This is a genomic window from Pseudomonas antarctica (assembly GCF_001647715.1).
In the GTDB taxonomy this organism is placed as follows: domain Bacteria; phylum Pseudomonadota; class Gammaproteobacteria; order Pseudomonadales; family Pseudomonadaceae; genus Aquipseudomonas; species Aquipseudomonas antarctica_A.
This window is the reverse complement of the sequence record NZ_CP015600.1, coordinates 3,150,129-3,169,031: the sequence shown is the minus strand read 5'-3', so window position 1 is coordinate 3,169,031 and position 18,903 is coordinate 3,150,129. Positions and strand designations below refer to the sequence as shown.

The following is an 18,903-nucleotide window of genomic DNA, read 5'->3' as shown; positions in this document are numbered from 1 at the left end:
TTCTTCCTGACGAGGGTTCAAGCATGCACCTTTCCTATTCCGACATGAGTCTGCTGACCCTGGCCCGTCAACAGGGGCCACGGCCTGCCACCCTGGCAATTACCGTGGGCCTGCTGTTCGGTGCCGACCATCAGGTGCTGGCCGCTGAACATGCATTGCCCTGGCTCAGCCAGCGCTTCGACAAACAGCCGTTCGACAGTGGTTTGAAAAAGGCCCGTGGCAGTTTCGCCGTGCATGGCGACGCGTACCCTCTGACGCCTGAGCAGCAACACACGGGCATGGCCGTACGCGTGCGCATCGCAAGCATCAGTAAAACCTTGCACCTGCACCCGCCAAGGTGCTGGGAGCGCGGGGTGCTCGGCCTCACCGCGCGTCCAACGGGCCCGCTCCTGCGTTTGCCGTTGGATTTGCAGCACGCGTTCGGCGGCGCCGGCTGGGCAGATAATCCCGAAGGCAGCGGCTATCTGGCGGACCCCGACAGCAGCGTGGGCATGCCGTTGCCGCAAATCGAAAACGAACACTTGCCCCTGCGGGTACCCGGCCAGACGCTGCCAATTGCCAGCCTGCGTCCGCTGCCGCCGCAATGCCGTGAACGCCGCGATTTGTGGGGCACCTGCGATGAACACTGGACAGCACGCCGGGCACCCTGCCCGCCTCTGGATTGTGACGCTCGCTGGTTTGATGAAGTCGCTCAGGACCAATGCAACCCAGGTTATTGGGCAGGCAACGAAGCCTGGAGCGTTGACGGCATGCACCCTCAGCATGCGCAAATCCGCGGTACGTTGCCCGCATTCCGTGCCCGGGTGTTTCTCAAGCGAGCGGCACCGGCACAACAGATCGAAGAGCCACCCCTGGACCTGGACACGGTGTGGCTATTCCCCGACGTTGAGCGGGTGTTGCTGCTGTACCGGGCCGAGGTCAACGTGGCCGATCTTGACGGCGCCGATATTGCTCAGTTGGGCGCCGTGTATGAACACCGCGACGCGCCAAGCGAAACCGCCGCAGCCTGCTGCGAAAAACTCTGGCCCGCGGTCAAGCCGCCTCCTGCGGCCATGCCAATACCGCCTGCAACGGTCGACAAAGACGCCATCATTCACCGTATGCAGGCCTCGATAAATGCCCGTTACGCGGCCTTCGCCGCCGAACAAGCCAGGGTATTGGCCTGCGCTGGCGACGTGGGCAAACGCTTCGGCAAACCGTTGAACCCGGCGGAGTACCCGGCGACTGCGCCTAACCTCACCGCACTGGCGCAACGCCCGCCGGCCGAGGTCCGGCCGTTTAACCCGGCCGCCCTCAAAGCGAGCATCCAAACCAGCATTGAACACGCGGAGGCGGCAACCGAGAAGTTCCTCGACGAGACAGCGGTACGCCTGAACATGAAGCCTGAGGCGCTGCGCGAGGCGATCAGACAGGTTGAACAAAACGCGCCGCGCCCCGTCAAGACAGACCCAATGTCCAGTCTTGACCCACTGCCCCTGCCGGCGTCACGCAAAGCCTCATTGCGCGCGCAACTGAGCGCCGGTTTGCAAGAGATGCGTGAGACAGAGCAGCAGATCAACGCGAAGATGCAGGCACTGCGGGCGAAATTGCCGGCGGCCAGTCCGCCAAAAAAGCCATCGCCGCCCCCTCCTGCCGGCGGCGACACCGTAACCCCTGAGGCCGGTCCCTGGACTCGTGCGTTGCTCGAAGCTGCCCACGCCCGGGGTGACCGCCTGGAAGGCGCACGTTTTGTCGGCCTGGACCTGTCTGCCAGTGATTTGGCCGGTGCGGTACTGCACCGCTGTTCGTTTGATCACTGTGTGCTGGCTGCTGCGCATTGGCCAGGTATCGACCTGACCGGCAGCACCCTAAAAAATTGCGACTTGCGGCAGATCGACTTGCGCGAAGCGCAGTTAGCCAAAACACGTCTGCGCGACTGCCTGTTGGACCATGCGCGGCTGGCCGGCGCCGGCCTGCACGCGGCAGCGTGGTCAGGGGTCGAAGGCCAGGACATCGACCTGACCAATGCCCGCGCCGCCGAACTGCAACTGGACCTGGGTTGCCAGTTGCCCGGCATTCGCCTGGATAACGCAGACCTTGCGAATGCCAGCCTGCAAGACGCGTCACTGATGGGGGCAAGCCTGCGGGGCAGCCACCTGCACAACGCCCTGCTCATTCGCTGCGACTTGCGCAGCAGCCAGGGTTATCGCCTGGACGCGCGCAATGCCGACTTCACCGGCAGTGACCTCTGCCAAATACAGTGGGTGGGCGCCAACTTGCAGCAAGCCCGCCTACGCAAAGTCCGACTGGATCAGGCCGACCTGCGCGACTGCAATCTGCATGCGGTCGTCAGCGAAGGCGCCCGAGGTGTCGGGGCCCGCCTGGAAGGCGCTTTATTGAGCTATTGCCGATTACCCGAGGAACTCGAACATGTCTGAATCAATGACCGCCGAACAGCTGCGCGCGCGCGTCGCCGAGGGTGGCGTGCTGCGCGACCTGTGCCTGGCCGATGGTGACTTCCGGGGCGTTGCGCTGCGCCATGCGCGCCTGGAGCAGGTCGACGCGCGCAACGCCTGCTTCAACGACGCCGACCTGGAGGCCTGTACCTGGGTCGACTGCCAACTGGCGGGGAGCCACTTTTCTCGCAGCCAGTTGCGTCAGGTCGACTTCAGAAACTGCCAATTCGATGGGGCAAACCTGGCCACGGCAACCCTCGACGGTGGCCGTTGGTTACGCTGCGAGGCCGTTGGGTTGAACCTCAACGAAGCCAGTGTCAGCAACCTGAGTTTCATTGACTGCGCATTCTCAGTGCCCAATTTGCGCGGCAGCATCATGCGCCAATGCCAACTGGACCATGTCAGCCTGTGTGATGCCGATGCCAGCTCGGCGCAATGGCAGCAGGTGCGCGTGACCGACAGCCTGCTGCGCAACCTCTACCTGATCGACGCACACCTTGAGCAATGTGCCTTTGATCGCAGCAGCCTGACCGATGTTGACCTGAGCCACGCCGAAACCCGTGCCCTGTCGCTGTTCCAATGCCAGGGCGCTCGAGTGCGGTTCATCGCCACGAACCTCATCCAGGCCATCTTTACCGACGCGCGGCTGAACGCTGCCGACTTCACCGACAGTGGCTTGGTCCAGGCCAACCTGAACGGCGCAGTGCTGCCCGGCGCGCAGTTCTTGCGGGCCCGCCTGCGCTACGCCCAATGCATCTATCTGCGCGCCTGCGGTGCCGACTTCACCGATGCCGACCTGTTTGGCGCCAACCTGCACGCCGCCGAACTGGACAACTGTCAGTGGAAAGGCGCGCGGCTCGACGACATTCGCCCTACCGACCCGCTGCGCCTGGCCGCCGATCGTTGGCAGCCGACGCTGTAAGGAGAACACCATGCCACTGCAAGCCCCGCAGCACAGTCAATGCCCGGCCACGTTGCACCATGGGCGGATCAATGCCGAGGATGGCGAGCGTTTTGGTGTCGTCAGTACCGACGGGCGCCGTTACTGGCTCAAGCCCGCGGCCGGTTGCCTGTTGCGTCCGGCACTCGGGGATGCGGTGCTGATCTGCGTGGAGGGTACGAGCGGCTACGTCCTCACCGTACTGGAGCGCGACAGCAGCACGCCCGCCCGCTTGAGTGTGGACGGCGACCTGCACCTGCACTTGCCGGCAGGTGCGCTGCATATAGAGGCGCGGGACGGTATTAGCCTGGACGCCGGCGCGGCACTTGCCGTGCGCAGCGCTAACGTCCTGCTGCACAGCACCCACGCGTGCCTGACGACCCAAACGCTGCAGGTCAGCGGTGAACGCGCCGACAGCCATTGGCTGCAACGCCATGACACGGCGTTGCACGCTCACCAGACCGTGCAGGTCCATACCGCCGAGTTCGGCGACAGCCGCCGCCGCGTGGAAGGGCACGAAGAGCTGTACGCGGGCTCGGTCAGCCAGCAGGTGAAAAACGATTGGCAATTGCGTGGCGAAACCCTTGACCTGTTCGCCGATATCACCGTCGCGCTGGATGGCCAGCGCATCAAACTCGGTTAGGAGTCTTCCCATGTTCATGCTGACGAATGATGGCGCAGTGGCCACCGCCACCGCCCCCGACATGTGCAACACACCAACCCCGACCGGGCCTTTGCCCATGCCCTATCCCAACACCGCCGACACCCGCATGGCCGACCCCGGCGGCCTGATGTCAAACGTGCTGGTGATGGGCATGCCAGCGATGACGCTGATGAGCAAAGTGACGATCAGCAATGGCGATCAACCCGGTGCCGCAGGCGGCCTGCTCAGTGGCCGGATCATGGGCGAAATGACCTTTCTCAACGCCAGCACCTGCGTCACGGTCGGCGGTAAACCTGCCGTGCGAGTGACCTGCCTGACCGGGCATAACGGCGCCCCTCAGAATACCGTGGGCATGGTCAGCGCGCCTGGCCAGACCAAAGTGCTGGTGATGAGATGAACACAGTGGCGCTTAAACCCCTAGCGGTGCTGTTGCTCGGCGTGTTGCTCACAGCCTGTAGCAGTAACGGTCCGACACCGCAGCAACAGGCGTTGAACGAGCTGAAGTGGAACTACGCCAATGGCAGCATTGAACTCACGCTGACCGCCGACAAAGACCTCAACCAATACGACGGCCAGGCACACACCCTCCTGCTGGTCGTGACCCAGTTCGCTCAACCGAACGCCTTCAGTGCCTACACCGGCAGCAGCCAGCAACTGAGCAAGCTGTTGCTGATGAACAGCGCTCCACCGGACCTGATCGGCCTGACACGCCTGTTTATCGAGCCGGGACAGACCCGCACCGTGCGTTTGCCACGCCTGGAGGGGGCAAAAATGGTCGGCATCAGCGCCGGCTATGCCCACTTGGACCCGCAGCGCAGCGTCAAGCTCTACCGGATTGGCGTGGACGTGGCCTCCACAGGCTTTTTCAGTAAAACCTGGACCGCCCGCCCGAAAACGCTGGCCATCAACCTGTTGCTGGGGCCTGACGCACTGTTGCGCAGCCAGCAAAGCCAGCTGGAAAAACCGTTGACCGAGCAACCCGTCGAAGGCGAAGTCAGCCTGACTGGCGCCGGCCAATGATCGGTGTTCCGTGTGTTTCCCCTCTCTGTCGAGGTGCCCTATGAACATCGACAAACCGCTCTACTGGCATCAAGGCCTGTTCCTGCAGCCGCAGCACTTTCAGCAGAATGACGCTCGCCTGGAAAGCCTCGTGACGAGGACCCTCGCCTGCCAACAACCCCATGCCTGGGGGCTGATATCGATGTGTTTGAATGATGCTGCACTGGCGTCGCGTCAATGTCGGGTTGAACAACTGTCGGTGCGGTTTACCGACGGCAGCCTGGTCGAATACCCCGGCAACGCCTCACTGGAATGCCGCCCGCTGGCGCTTGCAGACTTTGTCAGCGACAGCCGCACGCTGTATGTCGGCCTCAAGCGCAGCCAGCCGGGCGAACCGGATGCCCAGGTGTTCGAAGACCTGCAAGACGCCCAAAAAGCCAACGTGCGTTTTGCCGTAAGGGCCGACCCGCACACACTGAATGATCGTCACGGCGACGCCCCCGAAGCGCTGGTGCGGCAAATGTCCTACGTTTTGCGCTTGTTCTGGGAAGATGAACTGGACAACCTCGGCGCCTATGACTTGCTGCCTATCGCGCGGTTGGAGCACGACGGTGACCGCATTCATTTGGCCGAGCGTTACATCGCACCTTGCGTGATGATCGGTGCCTCGCCGGCGTTGATGCAAACGTTGCGAGACACCCGTGACGAATTGGTCGGCCGAGCCCGCCAGCTGGAGGTGTTCAAGCAATCCGGCGACGCGCGTTACGGCGACTTCGATGCCGCACACACGCACAATTTGCTGGCATTGGTGATCCTCAACCGTTATGGCCCATTGCTGACTCACTTGCTGGAGACGCCACAAGTCTCGCCGTGGCAGGTGTATGGGACGCTGCGTCAATTGATCGGCGAACTCAGTGTGTTCAGCGAGCGCTGCGACATGCTGGGGCAAACCCGCGACGGTCGATCGCTGCTGACGTCCTATCAGCATGAAACCTCCGGCCAGGCCATTACCCTGGCTGCCGGGTTGATCGGCCAATTGCTTAACGAGATCAGCGTCGGTTCAGAACTCCTGGTGCGGTTGCTGCCCAGCGAGGGGTTATTCCAAAGCAGCTTGCCGGACGCATTTCTCGGCCCGCGCCACCGCTATTACCTGGTGGTCCGCAGCGATGGTGATCCGACGCGACTCGCGCAGCAGCTGGAACTGGATGGCAAGTTGGGTGCGCCGCAGGACATGCCGGACCTGATCAACCGTGCATTGCCGGGGGTCGAGCTGATTTACCTGCAAGTGCCGCCGCAAGGCATGCCCCGTCGTCCCGGAGCGCTTTATTACCGCCTGGAGCCACTGAGCGAAGCCTGGGAAAAAGTCTGCAGCACCCAGGCAGCCGCATTGTTTATGCCCAACGCCCCGGCAGACATGCTGGTCGAGCTGGTGGTGGTACGCGCATGAACGAAGGTCGCTTGGCCGACTGCTGGGTCGGCATCTTTGAACGCACTCGGGCCGTGTTCGCCGATCCTGCGGCGTCGGCCGCCACCGCCACAGCACTCCTTATCAACCAGCTGGAAGTGGCGGCCGGTCGCGCCCGTGAGCGCGGTTACGTCGAGGCATGGGTTCGCGAATCGCTGTTTGCGGTGGTGGCCTGGGTGGATGAAACCGCAATGACCACCGCGTGGCCCGGCGCCGCTGACTGGCGCCGTTCGCCTTTGCAGCGTCACTACTTTTTTACCACTCGGGCTGGGGTGGAGTTCTTCCAGCGCTGGCAGGCGCTACCTGAGGAGGCGGGTCCCGTACGTGAGGTCTTTGGCCTGGCGTTGCTCGCCGGTTTCGCCGGCCACTACGCAACGCGCCCAGCCTGCGAGCTGGACGACTTTCGTCGGCAATGCCTGCAACGCATCGCCCGGGACGGCCAGATGCGCACGCTGGATACGTCCGGCACCTTGTTCAACCAGCCGTCACTCGGCATCTCGGCGCAGCGTCGCCGCACGCGCCGGCGATTGCCCGCGCTGGTAGTTACCCTGCTGATCGTGATTCCGCTGCTGGGGCTGGCGGCACTGTACATCGGTCTGGACAGGCCGCTGGCAGCGGCCGCTGCAATGCTGATGGAGGCCCATTGAAATGTTGATGAAAGCGCTTGTCGCCGTGCTCTGGATGGTCGCGCTGATTGTTCTCGGCTGTGCTTGCTGGGTGGTCACGGTGCTGTCTGGCTGGCCTTTATGGTGCATGCCACTGATGCTCATCGCGGTGATTCTCAGCACCTGGATGCTGGTGCGGACGGTGCGCTACTGGCAAGGCTGGCGGCTGCGCAAGCGCCTGCAGCGCGACCTGCCTGGGCGCGCCGATCCGCTCGAGCCCGATGTCGATCAGTGCTGGAACAGCGGTGTGCGTTTACTGCGCCAGTCACGTCTGGGCCAGTCGGGCCAGTTTGGCGCTGCACTCTATGCCCTGCCCTGGTTCATGCTGCTCGGGGATACCACACGCGACAAAAGCACACTGTTGGCGCGTAGCGGCCTGGATACGCCATTGCGTTCAGCACGGCATGAGGCGAGCACCTCACCCGGCGACGTACTTGACTGGTGGTTTTTTGAGAATGCCGTGGTACTCGACCCGTCCAGCCGCTTGCTCGACAGTGCCAGTGCCTGGAAACGCCTGTTGTTGCGACTGTTGCGTTCACGGCGGCGCGAACCGCTGAACGGCGTGATTCTGGAGGTTGCGATTGAATCTCTGCAAGACAAGAACAAGGCTCACCTGACCGCGCTTGGGCAGAATCTGCGCCGCCAACTGGACGATCTGGTGAAGGTATTCGGAGCACGCCTGCCGGTGTACCTGGTTCTTACCGGCGCTGAGCGCATTGACGGCATGCCGGAATGGGCCGCCAGCCTCACTCAGAATCAACGCCAGCAGGCGCTCGGTCTGCTGGTCGATGGTGGCGATGCAGACGCCCGCGCATTCCTGGACAAGGTACTGGGTGAAGTCGGCCGTCGTCTCTTCGAACTGCGGGTCGACCTTGGGCAACGGCTGCTGCCCAACGCCCAGGCACTGCATTTTCCCGAGCGTGTCGCCGCGCTGCGCCCGGCATTGGAACAACTATTGTTGCCCGCCTTCGCCAGCAACCCTTACTGCGCCCCGCCCCTGTTGTCCGGTCTGTTTTTAACCGCCGAGGGGGTTGAGGAAGATGGCAGCACGGTCGGCTGGTTCAGCCATGAACTGTTCGACCGTGTACTGCCTTCGCAACGCTTCGCGTACCGCGCCATCGACGGTTGGCGGCACTGGCGCCGTTTGACAGGGCATGCCGCCGTCGTGCTGTGGTTGGTCGGATGCGGCGCCTGCGCCGTCCTGCTGATGCACTCCAGCAATCATGTCAGTCACGAACTGGACCTGATCGCTCAAAAATGGCCGCCCACCAGCACTTTCGATAAGGGGTTGGAACGGGATCTGCACACGTTTGACCAGTATCACCAGTTCATTGAGAGCCTTGAGCATGATGTGACGCCGAGCTGGAAGCGCTGGCTGCCTTTCCACAACCGGGTCAATCAAGTGATTCAGTTCGACCGTGCCGGATACGTGGCCGGGTTCGATAAAAACGTGCAGCGCCCCTTGTTCATGACGCTGCTGCCTGATCAGTTGCAGGCGATTGCGACCAGCAACGACGACACCCTGATCGCCAGCTACACGGAGCTGTTGGTTCGGCGCATCAACTTGATCAATGCGCGCCTCGCCGGCGGCGCCCTGAATGCCTTGCCAGGCCCTGGCGAGGAACTGCTGCCGCTGCTACGGCGGTTTTTACCGGATCAGGTGCCCAGTGCGACGCAGGTGCAATCGTTGAGTGGCAGCTTCAAGGCTTACCTGAACTGGCAAACCGACGAACGAGCCTTGGTGGAGGATCGCGCTAACGCGCTGCGCCAGCTTAACGGCCTGGGCCTTGCCAATCGGTCATTGTCCTGGTTGGAAGCCTGGGCTGACCAACAGCCGCAATTGCCCACGCTTCGCTATTCTGACTACTCGCAGGTGCCGAAAGACGCCGACGCTGCGCTACCCCGTGCATTTACTTTTGAAGGCCGCAGCGCGATTCTGGGATTCATCGATGAGCTGATCGCCGCGACGGGTAATCAGGCATTATGGAAAAATCAACGTGAGCATTTTCTTGTGCAGTACCAGGATGACACGCAGGATGCCTGGTATCGCTTTGTCGAAGGTTACCTTTCGATGGATCAAGCCCGGATGACCAGCCAAGCACAATGGCGCGACGCCCTCAGTACCGTCGGCACGGCACGTGCGCCTTACCGTCAACTGCTGCAACGCACTGCCGAGCGTTTCGCCTTGATTCCGGCGGCCAACCGCAGGCCGTGGGCGCAACTGAGCGTGCACATGAACCGCCTGTTTGAGTTGGCGCAAGAAACCCCCGCAGCGGATAACAGCAGCCTGCTCGGACACCTGCGCATCGCCAATGAACTGGGCGGTAACGCAATCAAGGATGTCGCCAGCAGCGGCTCTGTCGCCAAGGGCGTGGATGCCGTGAACAGTGATATGAGGCAGGCAAAGGTACTTAGCCAGTTCAATCAAAAATTGCAGGCGGTAGCCACTGACCTGCGCAAGAGCGATGCACAGGCGTTCCAGGTAGCCCTCGACAATTGGGGCTTTGGCAACGACCCGACAATCAAGTCCGCTGCCCTGTGGGAAGCTCAAGACCTGCGCGACGCTTTGCGTAACCAATTGACGCAAGGTGACGCGCGCGAATCGCTCGTCTGGAAACTGGCCTCCGGCGGCCTGGATTTCGAGATGGCCTACGCCGGCCAGATTGCCGCCAGCCAATTGCAGCAGCAATGGAACAGCCAGGTATTGGGCGCCGTGGCGGGCGTGCAAGACCCGGTGTTGTTGAATGACGCGCTCTATGGCGAGCGCGGCCAACTCCCGCGGTTTCTCAATGGCCCAATCAAGACCTTCATCCAGCAGGATGCGCAGGGGTTTAAACCGGTTATTGCATTGGGCCAGAAAGTGCCGATGAACAGTGCCTTCCTTGCCTACATTGGCCGCATGCAACATGCCCAGTCGGACCTCGCAGCCGCCAAGCGCCAAACAGGTGCGCAACAGGCTGTGCGCCAGGCGCAACGGCAAAATCTGCAAACGGCTGAAAAAGAGTTGCAGGCACAGCTGGCAGCGTTGCAGCCCCAGCTCAGCCTGCCAACCAGTGCCTCCGTGGTCGGCATTCAGGCCACACCGGTGTCGATCAACCTGGGCGCCCGGCAATTACCGCAGCAAACCCGACTGACGTTGCAATGCAGCAGCCATACAACCGTCCTGGATAACTTCAATTTCCCCACCAGCGAATCCTTCACCTGGACGCCAGGCGCGTGCGGCGATGTCAGCCTGCAGGTACGTTTTGCACACTACACGCTGACTAAACGCTGGCCTGGCAAGCATGGGTTCATCGATTTCCTGCAGTCATTTGCCAGTGGCCAACGCACCCTTACCCCGGACGACTTTCCTGACCAGCGTGACTTGATGGCCAGCGATAACATTACCCAGCTGACACTCACCTATCGATATACCGGGGCGGATACGTTGTTACAAACCGACCAACAAACCCAGGCTGCCGACAGCCAGTCCAAGGCGATCAATGAACAACTGAAAACCATCAGTGACCAACTGACGGCCATGGATACCCAGGACGCCACTAACGCAGTGGGTGAAGCCGCGCAAGGCAGCGTTGCCGAACGGCGTTTGGCCGCGCAGGCACCACCGGCACAGATTGCCTATGGCTGGTCGGGCACCCCGTCCCCCGTATGGCCAGCGGATACCAAGGCCCCACCTGAATGAGAAAACTATGGCGCCGGTCACTGGCTTTGCGCATTACCTGCGTGCTGGTCGTGGTTCTGGCCGGCAGTTGGTGTGTTGCAACCGGGCTGAGCGCGTGGCGCGTCTACCATCAACTGGAGCGCGAGTCGCTGCAGGAGCTCAGCCAACGCGTGGAGTTGATCACGCGCGTCGATAACGATGATTTGCAGGAAAGCGCCGATGGCGCCCGCCGGTTACTGCGACTGTGGCGCAGCCCGGCGACCGAAGAAATCGATATACCGACGCCGCGCAGCACGCTCTGCTGGCTACCCGACCCAGGCGCCGCACCGTCGACCAAGTTACCCCGTGCAGCAGTGGCGGCCGAAGCCTATGGCGCGGCGGGCCTGTCGATGATCGTGGATACGTTTTTCTACTTCCCGGGCATCGGCGCTGCCTTTTCCACCGGCCCCTACCCCGTCAAGGGGTTTACCGCCAGCCGTGCCGACTATCTGCGGGACTTGAGCAAGCGCCTGCCGGATACAAAGGCCGACATTGTCTGGGACGGGCCTGTCTATGACCCCCATACCGGGCAACAACTGATCACTGTGGCCGCCATCGGCCGCGACAAGCACGGCAAGGTGGAAGTCATCACCGGCTACGACCTGCAGCTCAATGACCGTTTTGCGCGCATGTCGCAGTTACTGCGCGGCTACAACGGTTTTATTATCGACCACACCGGGCTGCCCATCGCCACGCTGCCCGGAGGGGCACCCAAAGAGTACCGTTACCTGACGACGCCGTTACCCGGCCTGGACATGAAAGGCACCTTTCCCCAGCTACTGAAGCTCAACCATGGCACTGCGGTGGTCGCGCGCCTGGACGTGCTGGACTGGTACCTGGTGTCGCTTTACCCGCGAGCGCGCCTGCAGGCCAACACCTTGCAACTGATCATGAACGAAGCGCCGTTTGCGTTGATCGGTTTGGTGCTGTTGACCCTGGGCCTGCTCACCGTACTGCGCCAACAACTGGCGCGCCCGCTGGCCGGCTTCGCCCAGGCCATCGAAGAAACCCGACACTCCGATGACCTGACTCGCCGCCTGCCGGTGGTTCACGACGATGAGCTGGGACGCTTTGCCCGAGCCTATAACGACCTGCTCGACACCGTTCACACCGAGCGTCTGGGGCTTGAAAGCCAGGTGCAGGCGCGCACCTGCGAGTTGCGCGAAGCGTGGCAGAGCGCCGACCGGGCCAACCTGCTCAGGGGCGAGTTCCTGGCGAACATGAGCCACGAAATCCGTACCCCGCTCAACGCGATCATCGGCATGAGCCATTTGCTCGCTGACACGTCATTGGACACACCACAGCTGCGCTTCGTGGGGTCTATCCGAGATAACGGCGACGTGCTGCTGGCGTTGATCAACGACATTCTTGACCTTTCCAAAATAGAGTCAGGGAACCTTATCGTGGAACACACGGCGTTCGACGTGGTTGCGTTGGTTACCGAGGCGATCAACGTGCTGGTGCCGAGTGCGCAAGAGAAGCAGCTGCGCCTGACCGTGCAAGTGGCCAGCGACGTACCGGCGGGCGTCAAGGGTGACCCCTTGCGCTTGCGGCAGATATTGCTCAATTTGCTCGGCAATGCCATCAAGTTCACCCCGAGTGGTTCTGTGCGGTTACTGGTGTGGAAGGGGCCGGGGATCACCGTGGGTTTTAGCGTCGAAGACACCGGCATTGGCATTGCCGAGGACAAACAGGCACAGATTTTCGATGCTTTTCGCCAAGCCGATGCCTCCACCACTCGCGAATACGGCGGTACCGGGTTGGGCCTTTCAATCAGCCACCGCCTGGCGCAACTCATGGGCGGCGAGCTCGGAGTCAAAAGTACACCCGGCAATGGGTCGACGTTTACCCTGGTGCTGCCCTTCCCGCCCCTGGCTCCGGATGAAGTGATCGTACCGCCGGTACGCGAGGACATGGACACACTGCTTGGCCAAGCGTATCAACTCAATGTTCTGGTGGTAGACGATGTCGCCACCAACCGTGAAATCGCCTGCCTGTACCTTGAACGATTCGGCCATCGTTTCCAGTGCGCGAGCAATGGGGAACAAGCCTTGCAGCTGATGAGCAAAGTGATCTTCGACGTGGTCTTGATGGACAGTCAAATGCCGGTGATGGGTGGGCTGGAAACCATCGGCAAGCTGCGCTCGGGGGCGAATGGGGTGCTCGATGAAGATATCTGGGTCATTGCACTGACAGCGAACGCCATGGAAGGTGATCGCGAAGGTTTCCTGCGCCAGGGTGCCAATGCCTACCTGGCGAAACCGGTGCTGCCCGGGCAGCTGTTCAGGGCACTGGAAACCGCCATTGCCTGGCAACTCAAGCGCGGCATGGAACCTGCGCCGATGCCCGCCGGTGCCATTGGCCCTCTACGGGTGCAGGCCACTGAGCCGCCAGCCGTCTCGCCGCTCACCGAACCGCGCCTGCGCGAGCTGTTTCGGGTCGACACGCAACGCTTGCTGGGTGCGCTGCGCCAGGCGTGCGACGTGGCGGATTACGCGGAGTTGGCGCAACTGGCACACACCCTTATAGGCACCTGCGGGCAATTCGGTGAGCGGGAGCTGGAGCACCTCGGCCGCCAGCTTGAAGACAGTGCAGAACAACAAAAACACGCTGACTGCGAAGCCGCATTACGCAGTCTTGAGACCGCGTGCGCGCGGCTTTTTTGATACACCCCTCATACAGGATGACCTATGGCTGACTATCGGATTGTGCTGGTAGATGACCACCCGCTGATGCGTGAGGGTTTGCGTGCCCTGCTCCTTGACGCGCCTGGAGTCAGGGTTGTCGGGGACGCCGAGAATGGGCGCCAGGCGCTGGACGTGTGCCGCGCCCTAGAGCCGGACTTGCTGCTGCTGGACCTGAACATGCCGGTGATGGATGGCCTTTCTGCCTTGCCGTTGATACGCCAGCGCTGGCCAGCTATTCGTGTCCTGACCCTCACGGCTCGTCTTAGTGAACAAAACGCCGCCTTGGCGCTGGATGCCGGCGCGGATGGTTACGTCCTCAAAAGCAGCACCAGTGAGGTGCTCAGGGCGGCCATTGCCACGTTGCTCGCGGGCCGGCCGTTTCTGGATGCCGACTTGAACCCCGACCAGGTCGCAGCGCTGCGGGCAAACGCGAGCGCACAGCCAGGCATCACGCTGACCGATCGCGAGCGCCAGATCCTTAAGCTGGTGGCTGAAGGCGCGCGTAACCGCGATGTTGCCGAGCTGTTATGCATCAGCTTGAAAACGGTCGAAACCCACCGCTTGAACCTGATGAAAAAACTCGATGCGCACAACGCCGCGGACCTTACCCAATGGGCGTTCAAGCTGGGCGTGTGCGCTCAAGAATGATTCAGGTCTTCACCGGAGGGTCGCGGTTGCCGGCCCTCAGTAATCTGACTCCATCGCGAAGCGGCTTGAAGGCCATCGCGTACGTTCACCTTACTTAATGAACTGGAGTGCTCGTTATGCCCATGCCCTGCTATCTCACGCTGGAAGGCCAGAACCAAGGCAAAATCGAAGGTTCGACCAAAGTCCAGGGCCACGAAGGAAAGATCCTCCTGCAGGCCGTAGACCACACCATCGAAATCCCGAAAAACCCGCAAACCGGGCTTCCTACAGGCAAGCGCGTGCATGGCGCAATGACCCTGACCAAGGAAATCGACAAGGCCTCGCCCAAGCTCTACCAGGCCTTGACGTCCGGCGAGCAAATGAAAACCGTCTCCCTAGAGTTCTATCGCATCTCGCCCAAAGGCACCGAGGAGAAGTACTACACCGCGAAGCTCGAAAATGCGGTGCTGGTGTCGATGAAGTCATGGACGCCGAACTGCCTGGACCCGAACAACAAGCAAATGGGGCACATGGAAGACCTGGCGTTCACCTACGAAAAAATCACTTGGACCTACGAGCCAGACGGCATTGAAGCCGAAGATTCGTGGTTGGCGCCGAAGGTATAAGACGGCAACGAAGGCTGCAGGGTCCTATCGCCCTGTAGCCTTCGTCTACCTGTGTTTGGAACAACCATTGAACAATGCTTACAGATTGCTTTTTTGCAGTACCTCGCTGAATGGGGTTGCAGGATGTGAATGGCCGCGCCCGACAAGAGCCGGTAACCTGAGCGCCTCTCCCCATCCTAAATAGCGAGGCGGCACTTGGACTATTTCACTGCGCTAACCGCCTTCGTCGAAGCCGCTGAAGGCAATAACTTCTCCCGTGCCGCCGAGCGGCTCGGCATCAAGGCGTCAACGGTTTCACGCTACGTGAAGGATCTTGAGCAGGACCTGGGCATCGCCTTGTTCAACCGGTCCACGCGCATGCTGCACCTGACGGAAGGCGGCCAGACATTTCTGATGCACGCCCGCAGGGTGCTGGATGAACTTGAACAAGCCAAAGCGGCAACCTCGGCACTGAACCAGGAACCCAGAGGGTTACTTAAACTCAACTTGCCGCCCGCATTTGCCCGCCACCATATCCTTCCGGTCTTGAACCTGTTTCTGGCCCGCTATCCGCAGATCAAGCTGGAGCTTGTACTGGATGACGACCAGGTCAACCTGATCCATTCAGGCGTGGACCTTGCCATACGCATTGGCGCCCTTCCCGACTCCACGCTCAAAGCCCGCAAGATTTGCGACGGCAAGTATTGGCTGGTGGCAAGCCCGGCTTTTTGCATGGAACACCCGGCTCCGGCAACGCCCGCAGACCTCGCGGGCCTGCCTGCCATCGTGAGTACGAATGCCGCTGGGCACTTTGCGTTTGCCCGCGCCGACGAACTGTTGCCACTGATGCATAACGACGGTGTGCGGATCAACGATCTGGACGCTCAGTTAATCGCCGCGCGCCAAGGGCTGGGCTATGCGTTGCTGCCTGACTGGCTGGTGGCCAAGAGTATTGCAGCGGGTGAATTGCAGGTCTGGCTGGAGCAATGGGAAATCCGTGGCGCAGAGCAGGCGTATGCCGTGTGGTTTGTCTATCCGCCGAAGCGAATCGTGTCGTCCAAGGTAAGGTGTTTTATCGACTTTATCGTCGAGCAGTTGGGTGATACACCTTACTGGAAACGCTAAAACCGCCCGGCAACAAGGCCAGGGCGGTGCCTTTATGGCCTGTCAGCTGAACCGAATATCCAACGCGCGCAAATAGGTTTGCAGCCCGGCGTCCTGGACAGGAATCAGGAAGGCTTCCTGGTCGGACTCGTTGAAGTGCGCGTGCCAGTAACCCGGTGGCGTCACAAACGCCAGGCCAGGCGCCCAATCAACGCGCACCGGATTGCGGATCTGGCCGTCGGCATCCAGCTCAGTGCCGACCAGTGAATAGCACCCCTCGGGGCAGTCGATGATGAAGTCGAGTGCAATCGACTGGTGCCGGTGCGGCTTTTGAATCGAGCCCGCCGGCAGAATGCCGTACATTGCCCAGAGCACATGGGTCACGGTCCGGGTCTGGGGAAAGTTGCGATTACCCAGCAAAATACTGATACGGCTGCGATCCTGGGCATGTGGATCATCTGCCGCTTCACGCAATTTCTGGTTGGCCAGTGCTGCGGGGTACAGCGTTGGCACGAAGCGGTCGGTGCTGCGCGTCACCCCCAGATAGCGCAGCAGCGGTTCATCGTGCACGTAGTACAGTCGCGCATCCTGTGATGCACTGAAGCGGGCTTCCAGCATGCCCGGCAATGCGATAAAACAACCGGTTGACCATTCGATAGCGTGCTCGCCCTGCACGACACGCCCCTCCCCGGCAATCACGTAGAACACTTGTGAAGTCGCGTTAGGGTGCAGCGTCAGTGCGTCGCCGGCGTTCAGGCGAATGAAATTGGCACACAGCCCCGGGCCGGTGGCCGGGCCTTCGCAACCCAGTGCATCACTGAGGTCGAGCGCTACCACCCGTGAGGGGCCGCTGTCATAGAGCGATGCCGGAAAGTTGTGGTACGGAATTCGGGTAATCAGATTGGCGCTGATGGGGTTGGCCGCTTTGCTGTATTCAAAGTATTCGGCGTCCGCTTGATGGCTCGGCAGCGCGTGGTTGTGGTCGGGCTTGAATTCGCTGTTCATGATGTTCACCTCACTCTTCGGCTGGGTTGCACAGCGCCTCGCAGGGCGTTGCGACGGTGAACAAACTATAGTGATCGCGCGCCAGGCGATTAAGCCCTCACGCCGCACAGCAGTTATGCGCAATGGGGCAGCCACCCGGTACCGGCAAGATAGGCGCAACCCTCACCCAACATCCCCCGCTGAAGATTGCATCTATTGGCGGTTACGCCATTCTTGAATTAACGTTCAACCCACGCGCCCCGCGTGACTTGAACCCCGTCACGCCAAGCGGCCCGGCCTGATGCACCTTTACTCATTGCTGAACAAACAAGCAGTTAACCAACTGATTAATCAGAGTGAATATGAAAGAGCAGCCTCGGCAGCCTGCATCGGGACCGCACCCTGTGGCGCCAGCCTGTGCGCTTTTTCGACCCTCACACCTTATGGCCTCGTTGAGCCTGCTGTGCCTTGCCCTCGCCGGCTGCACCGTCGGGCCTGATTTCACACGGCCCGATGTGGCCGCGAATGCCGACTACTCGCGGGAAAAACTCACCACCACTGCCCAGGCCGACATCGCCGTCGGCGGCGCGGCGCAGCGGTTGATCGCCGGGATGGATATTCCCGGGCAATGGTGGACGCTGTTCCGTTCGCCGGCGTTGAACGCTCTGGTCGAAGAAGCCTTACGTGCCAACCCCGATGTGAGCGCCGCACAAGCAGCGCTGCGCCAGGCCAACGAGCTGGTCTACGCCGACCAGGCGTCGCTGTTTCCCTCGGTGAGCGGCAACGTTCAGAAAACCCGCGAGAAAGTCTCCGGGGCCACGTCTGGCCTCCCCGAGTCGCCGATTCTCACGGTGAGCTCCGCGTCGCTGAGCGTTTCCTACGCCCCGGACGTCTTCGGCGGCACCCGCCGGCAAATTGAATCGACCACAGCGCAAGCCGAGTACCAACGCTTCCAGCTGGAGGCGACGTACCTTACGTTGACCTCCAATGTGGTCAATACCGCCATCAGCCTGGCGTCTGTGCGGGATCAAGTCGCCGCCACCGAAGAAATCATCCGACTCCAGAGCGGCCAACTGGACCTGCTGCAGGCGCAGCGCCGACTCGGCGCCATCGGTGATGCCGACGTGCTCACGCAGCAGACCGCACTGGCGCAAACCCGCGCCACCTTGCCGCCCCTGCAAAAACAATTGGCGCAAACGCGTAACCAGTTGATGGCTTACCTGGGCCGATTTCCAAATCAGGATCGAGGCGAGCGCTTCAACCTCGCGTCTCTGCAACTCCCGCAAGAACTGCCGCTGAGCTTGCCCTCGGCCATTGTCGGCCAGCGGCCGGATGTGCGTTCTGCACAAGCTCAACTGCATCAGGCCAGCGCCAACATTGGCGTGGCCGTCGCCAACCAGTTGCCGCAGTTCAGCATTACCGGCTCTTTGGGGTCTACGGTGACCAGCGGCACCAAGCTGTTTTCAGCAGGCTCCGGCGTCTGGAGCCTTGCCGGCTCGATCACCCAACCGATATTTGATGCCGGCGCCCTCGAACATCGCAAACGTGCCGCCGTGGCGGCCTATGACGAATCGGCGGCGCGCTATCGCGGCACGGTGATTACGGCGTTCCAGGATGTGGCCAATGCGCTCCGAGCGCTGGAGGCTGACGCCGACGCGCTCAACCAGCAAGTCGCGGCTGAACATTCCGCACAGGCCAACCTCGATTTGGTGCAGGCCCAGTTCCGCCTCGGGGCGGTGGCTTACATCAACCTGCTGACCGCCCAACAAACTTACCAGAACACGGCACTGGCGCGCGTCAAGGCGCAGGCCGCCCGGTACAGCGACACCACTGCGCTGTTCCAGGCATTGGGTGGCGGCTGGTGGAACCGCGCGGATGTGGACCCCGCCACCAAGGGTCGCCCGGATCGCTTCGGCCTGCCGTCGTGGCAAGAAATCATGCCGGCCAAGACCAAGGCGGCGCCTGCCGATGCGGCGCGGCTCAACTGAATTGAATCATTGAAACAGCGAGAACCCCCATGGCTGAAGT

The 18,903-nt window shown here is 61.6% G+C and carries 14 protein-coding genes; 13 read left to right on the top strand and 1 reads right to left on the bottom strand.

The window, feature by feature from the left end:
• Positions 1-23 precede the first annotated feature (23 nt).
• The 12 genes from A7J50_RS14295 (at position 24) to A7J50_RS14240 (ending at position 15,912) form a co-directional block, all read left to right on the top strand.
• Positions 24-2,417 (top strand): DUF2169 family type VI secretion system accessory protein, encoded by a 2,394-nt coding sequence (locus A7J50_RS14295; protein WP_064452391.1) that lies wholly within the window; start codon positions 24-26, stop codon positions 2,415-2,417.
• Positions 2,410-3,357, top strand: coding sequence for a pentapeptide repeat-containing protein (locus tag A7J50_RS14290; RefSeq protein WP_064452390.1), 948 nt, complete (start codon positions 2,410-2,412; stop codon positions 3,355-3,357). The genes A7J50_RS14295 and A7J50_RS14290 overlap by 8 nt, the downstream gene beginning before the upstream one ends.
• A 10-nt stretch (positions 3,358-3,367) precedes the next feature.
• A complete protein-coding gene (locus A7J50_RS14285) occupies positions 3,368-4,018 on the top strand; it encodes a DUF3540 domain-containing protein (protein ID WP_064452389.1) in 651 nt (216 codons plus the stop codon).
• A gap of 10 nt (positions 4,019-4,028) precedes the next feature.
• On the top strand, positions 4,029-4,436 hold the full coding sequence (locus A7J50_RS14280; RefSeq protein ID WP_064452388.1) for a DUF4150 domain-containing protein: 408 nt from the start codon (positions 4,029-4,031) through the stop codon (positions 4,434-4,436).
• Positions 4,433-5,059, top strand: a complete 627-nt coding sequence (gene tssJ / locus A7J50_RS14275; protein WP_064452387.1) for a type VI secretion system lipoprotein TssJ — start codon at positions 4,433-4,435, stop codon at positions 5,057-5,059. The genes A7J50_RS14280 and tssJ overlap by 4 nt, the downstream gene beginning before the upstream one ends.
• Before the next feature lie 40 nt (positions 5,060-5,099).
• Positions 5,100-6,485, top strand: coding sequence for a type VI secretion system baseplate subunit TssK (gene tssK, locus A7J50_RS14270; RefSeq protein ID WP_064452386.1), 1,386 nt, complete (start codon positions 5,100-5,102; stop codon positions 6,483-6,485).
• Positions 6,482-7,150, top strand: a complete 669-nt coding sequence (locus A7J50_RS14265) for a DotU family type IV/VI secretion system protein (RefSeq protein ID WP_064452385.1) — start codon at positions 6,482-6,484, stop codon at positions 7,148-7,150. The genes tssK and A7J50_RS14265 overlap by 4 nt, the downstream gene beginning before the upstream one ends.
• A gap of 7 nt (positions 7,151-7,157) precedes the next feature.
• Positions 7,158-10,850, top strand: coding sequence for a type VI secretion protein IcmF/TssM N-terminal domain-containing protein (locus A7J50_RS14260; protein WP_167353699.1), 3,693 nt, complete (start codon positions 7,158-7,160; stop codon positions 10,848-10,850).
• Positions 10,847-13,534 carry an ATP-binding protein gene (locus A7J50_RS14255; protein WP_082895886.1) on the top strand — a complete coding sequence of 896 codons (2,688 nt, stop codon included), beginning with the start codon at positions 10,847-10,849 and terminating at the stop codon, positions 13,532-13,534. The genes A7J50_RS14260 and A7J50_RS14255 overlap by 4 nt, the downstream gene beginning before the upstream one ends.
• A gap of 24 nt (positions 13,535-13,558) precedes the next feature.
• The gene (locus tag A7J50_RS14250; RefSeq protein ID WP_064452382.1) at positions 13,559-14,203 is read left to right on the top strand and encodes a two component system response regulator; all 645 of its coding nucleotides are present in this window, start codon (positions 13,559-13,561) and stop codon (positions 14,201-14,203) included.
• Positions 14,204-14,319: 116 nt separating this feature from the next.
• A complete protein-coding gene (locus tag A7J50_RS14245) occupies positions 14,320-14,808 on the top strand; it encodes an Hcp family type VI secretion system effector (protein WP_053256108.1) in 489 nt (162 codons plus the stop codon).
• A gap of 195 nt (positions 14,809-15,003) precedes the next feature.
• Entirely contained in the window at positions 15,004-15,912 is a 909-nt protein-coding gene (locus A7J50_RS14240; protein ID WP_064452381.1) for a LysR family transcriptional regulator, read from the top strand.
• A 42-nt stretch (positions 15,913-15,954) separates the two neighbouring features.
• Here the strand turns inward: A7J50_RS14240 and A7J50_RS14235 are convergent, their stop codons facing one another.
• Positions 15,955-16,896, bottom strand: a complete 942-nt coding sequence (locus A7J50_RS14235; RefSeq protein ID WP_064452380.1) for a hypothetical protein — start codon at positions 16,894-16,896, stop codon at positions 15,955-15,957.
• Positions 16,897-17,318: 422 nt separating this feature from the next.
• On the opposite strand from A7J50_RS14235, the gene A7J50_RS14230 reads away from it, so the two are divergent.
• The gene (locus A7J50_RS14230; protein ID WP_064452379.1) at positions 17,319-18,863 is read left to right on the top strand and encodes an efflux transporter outer membrane subunit; all 1,545 of its coding nucleotides are present in this window, start codon (positions 17,319-17,321) and stop codon (positions 18,861-18,863) included.
• The last annotated feature ends 40 nt before the right edge of the window (positions 18,864-18,903 follow it).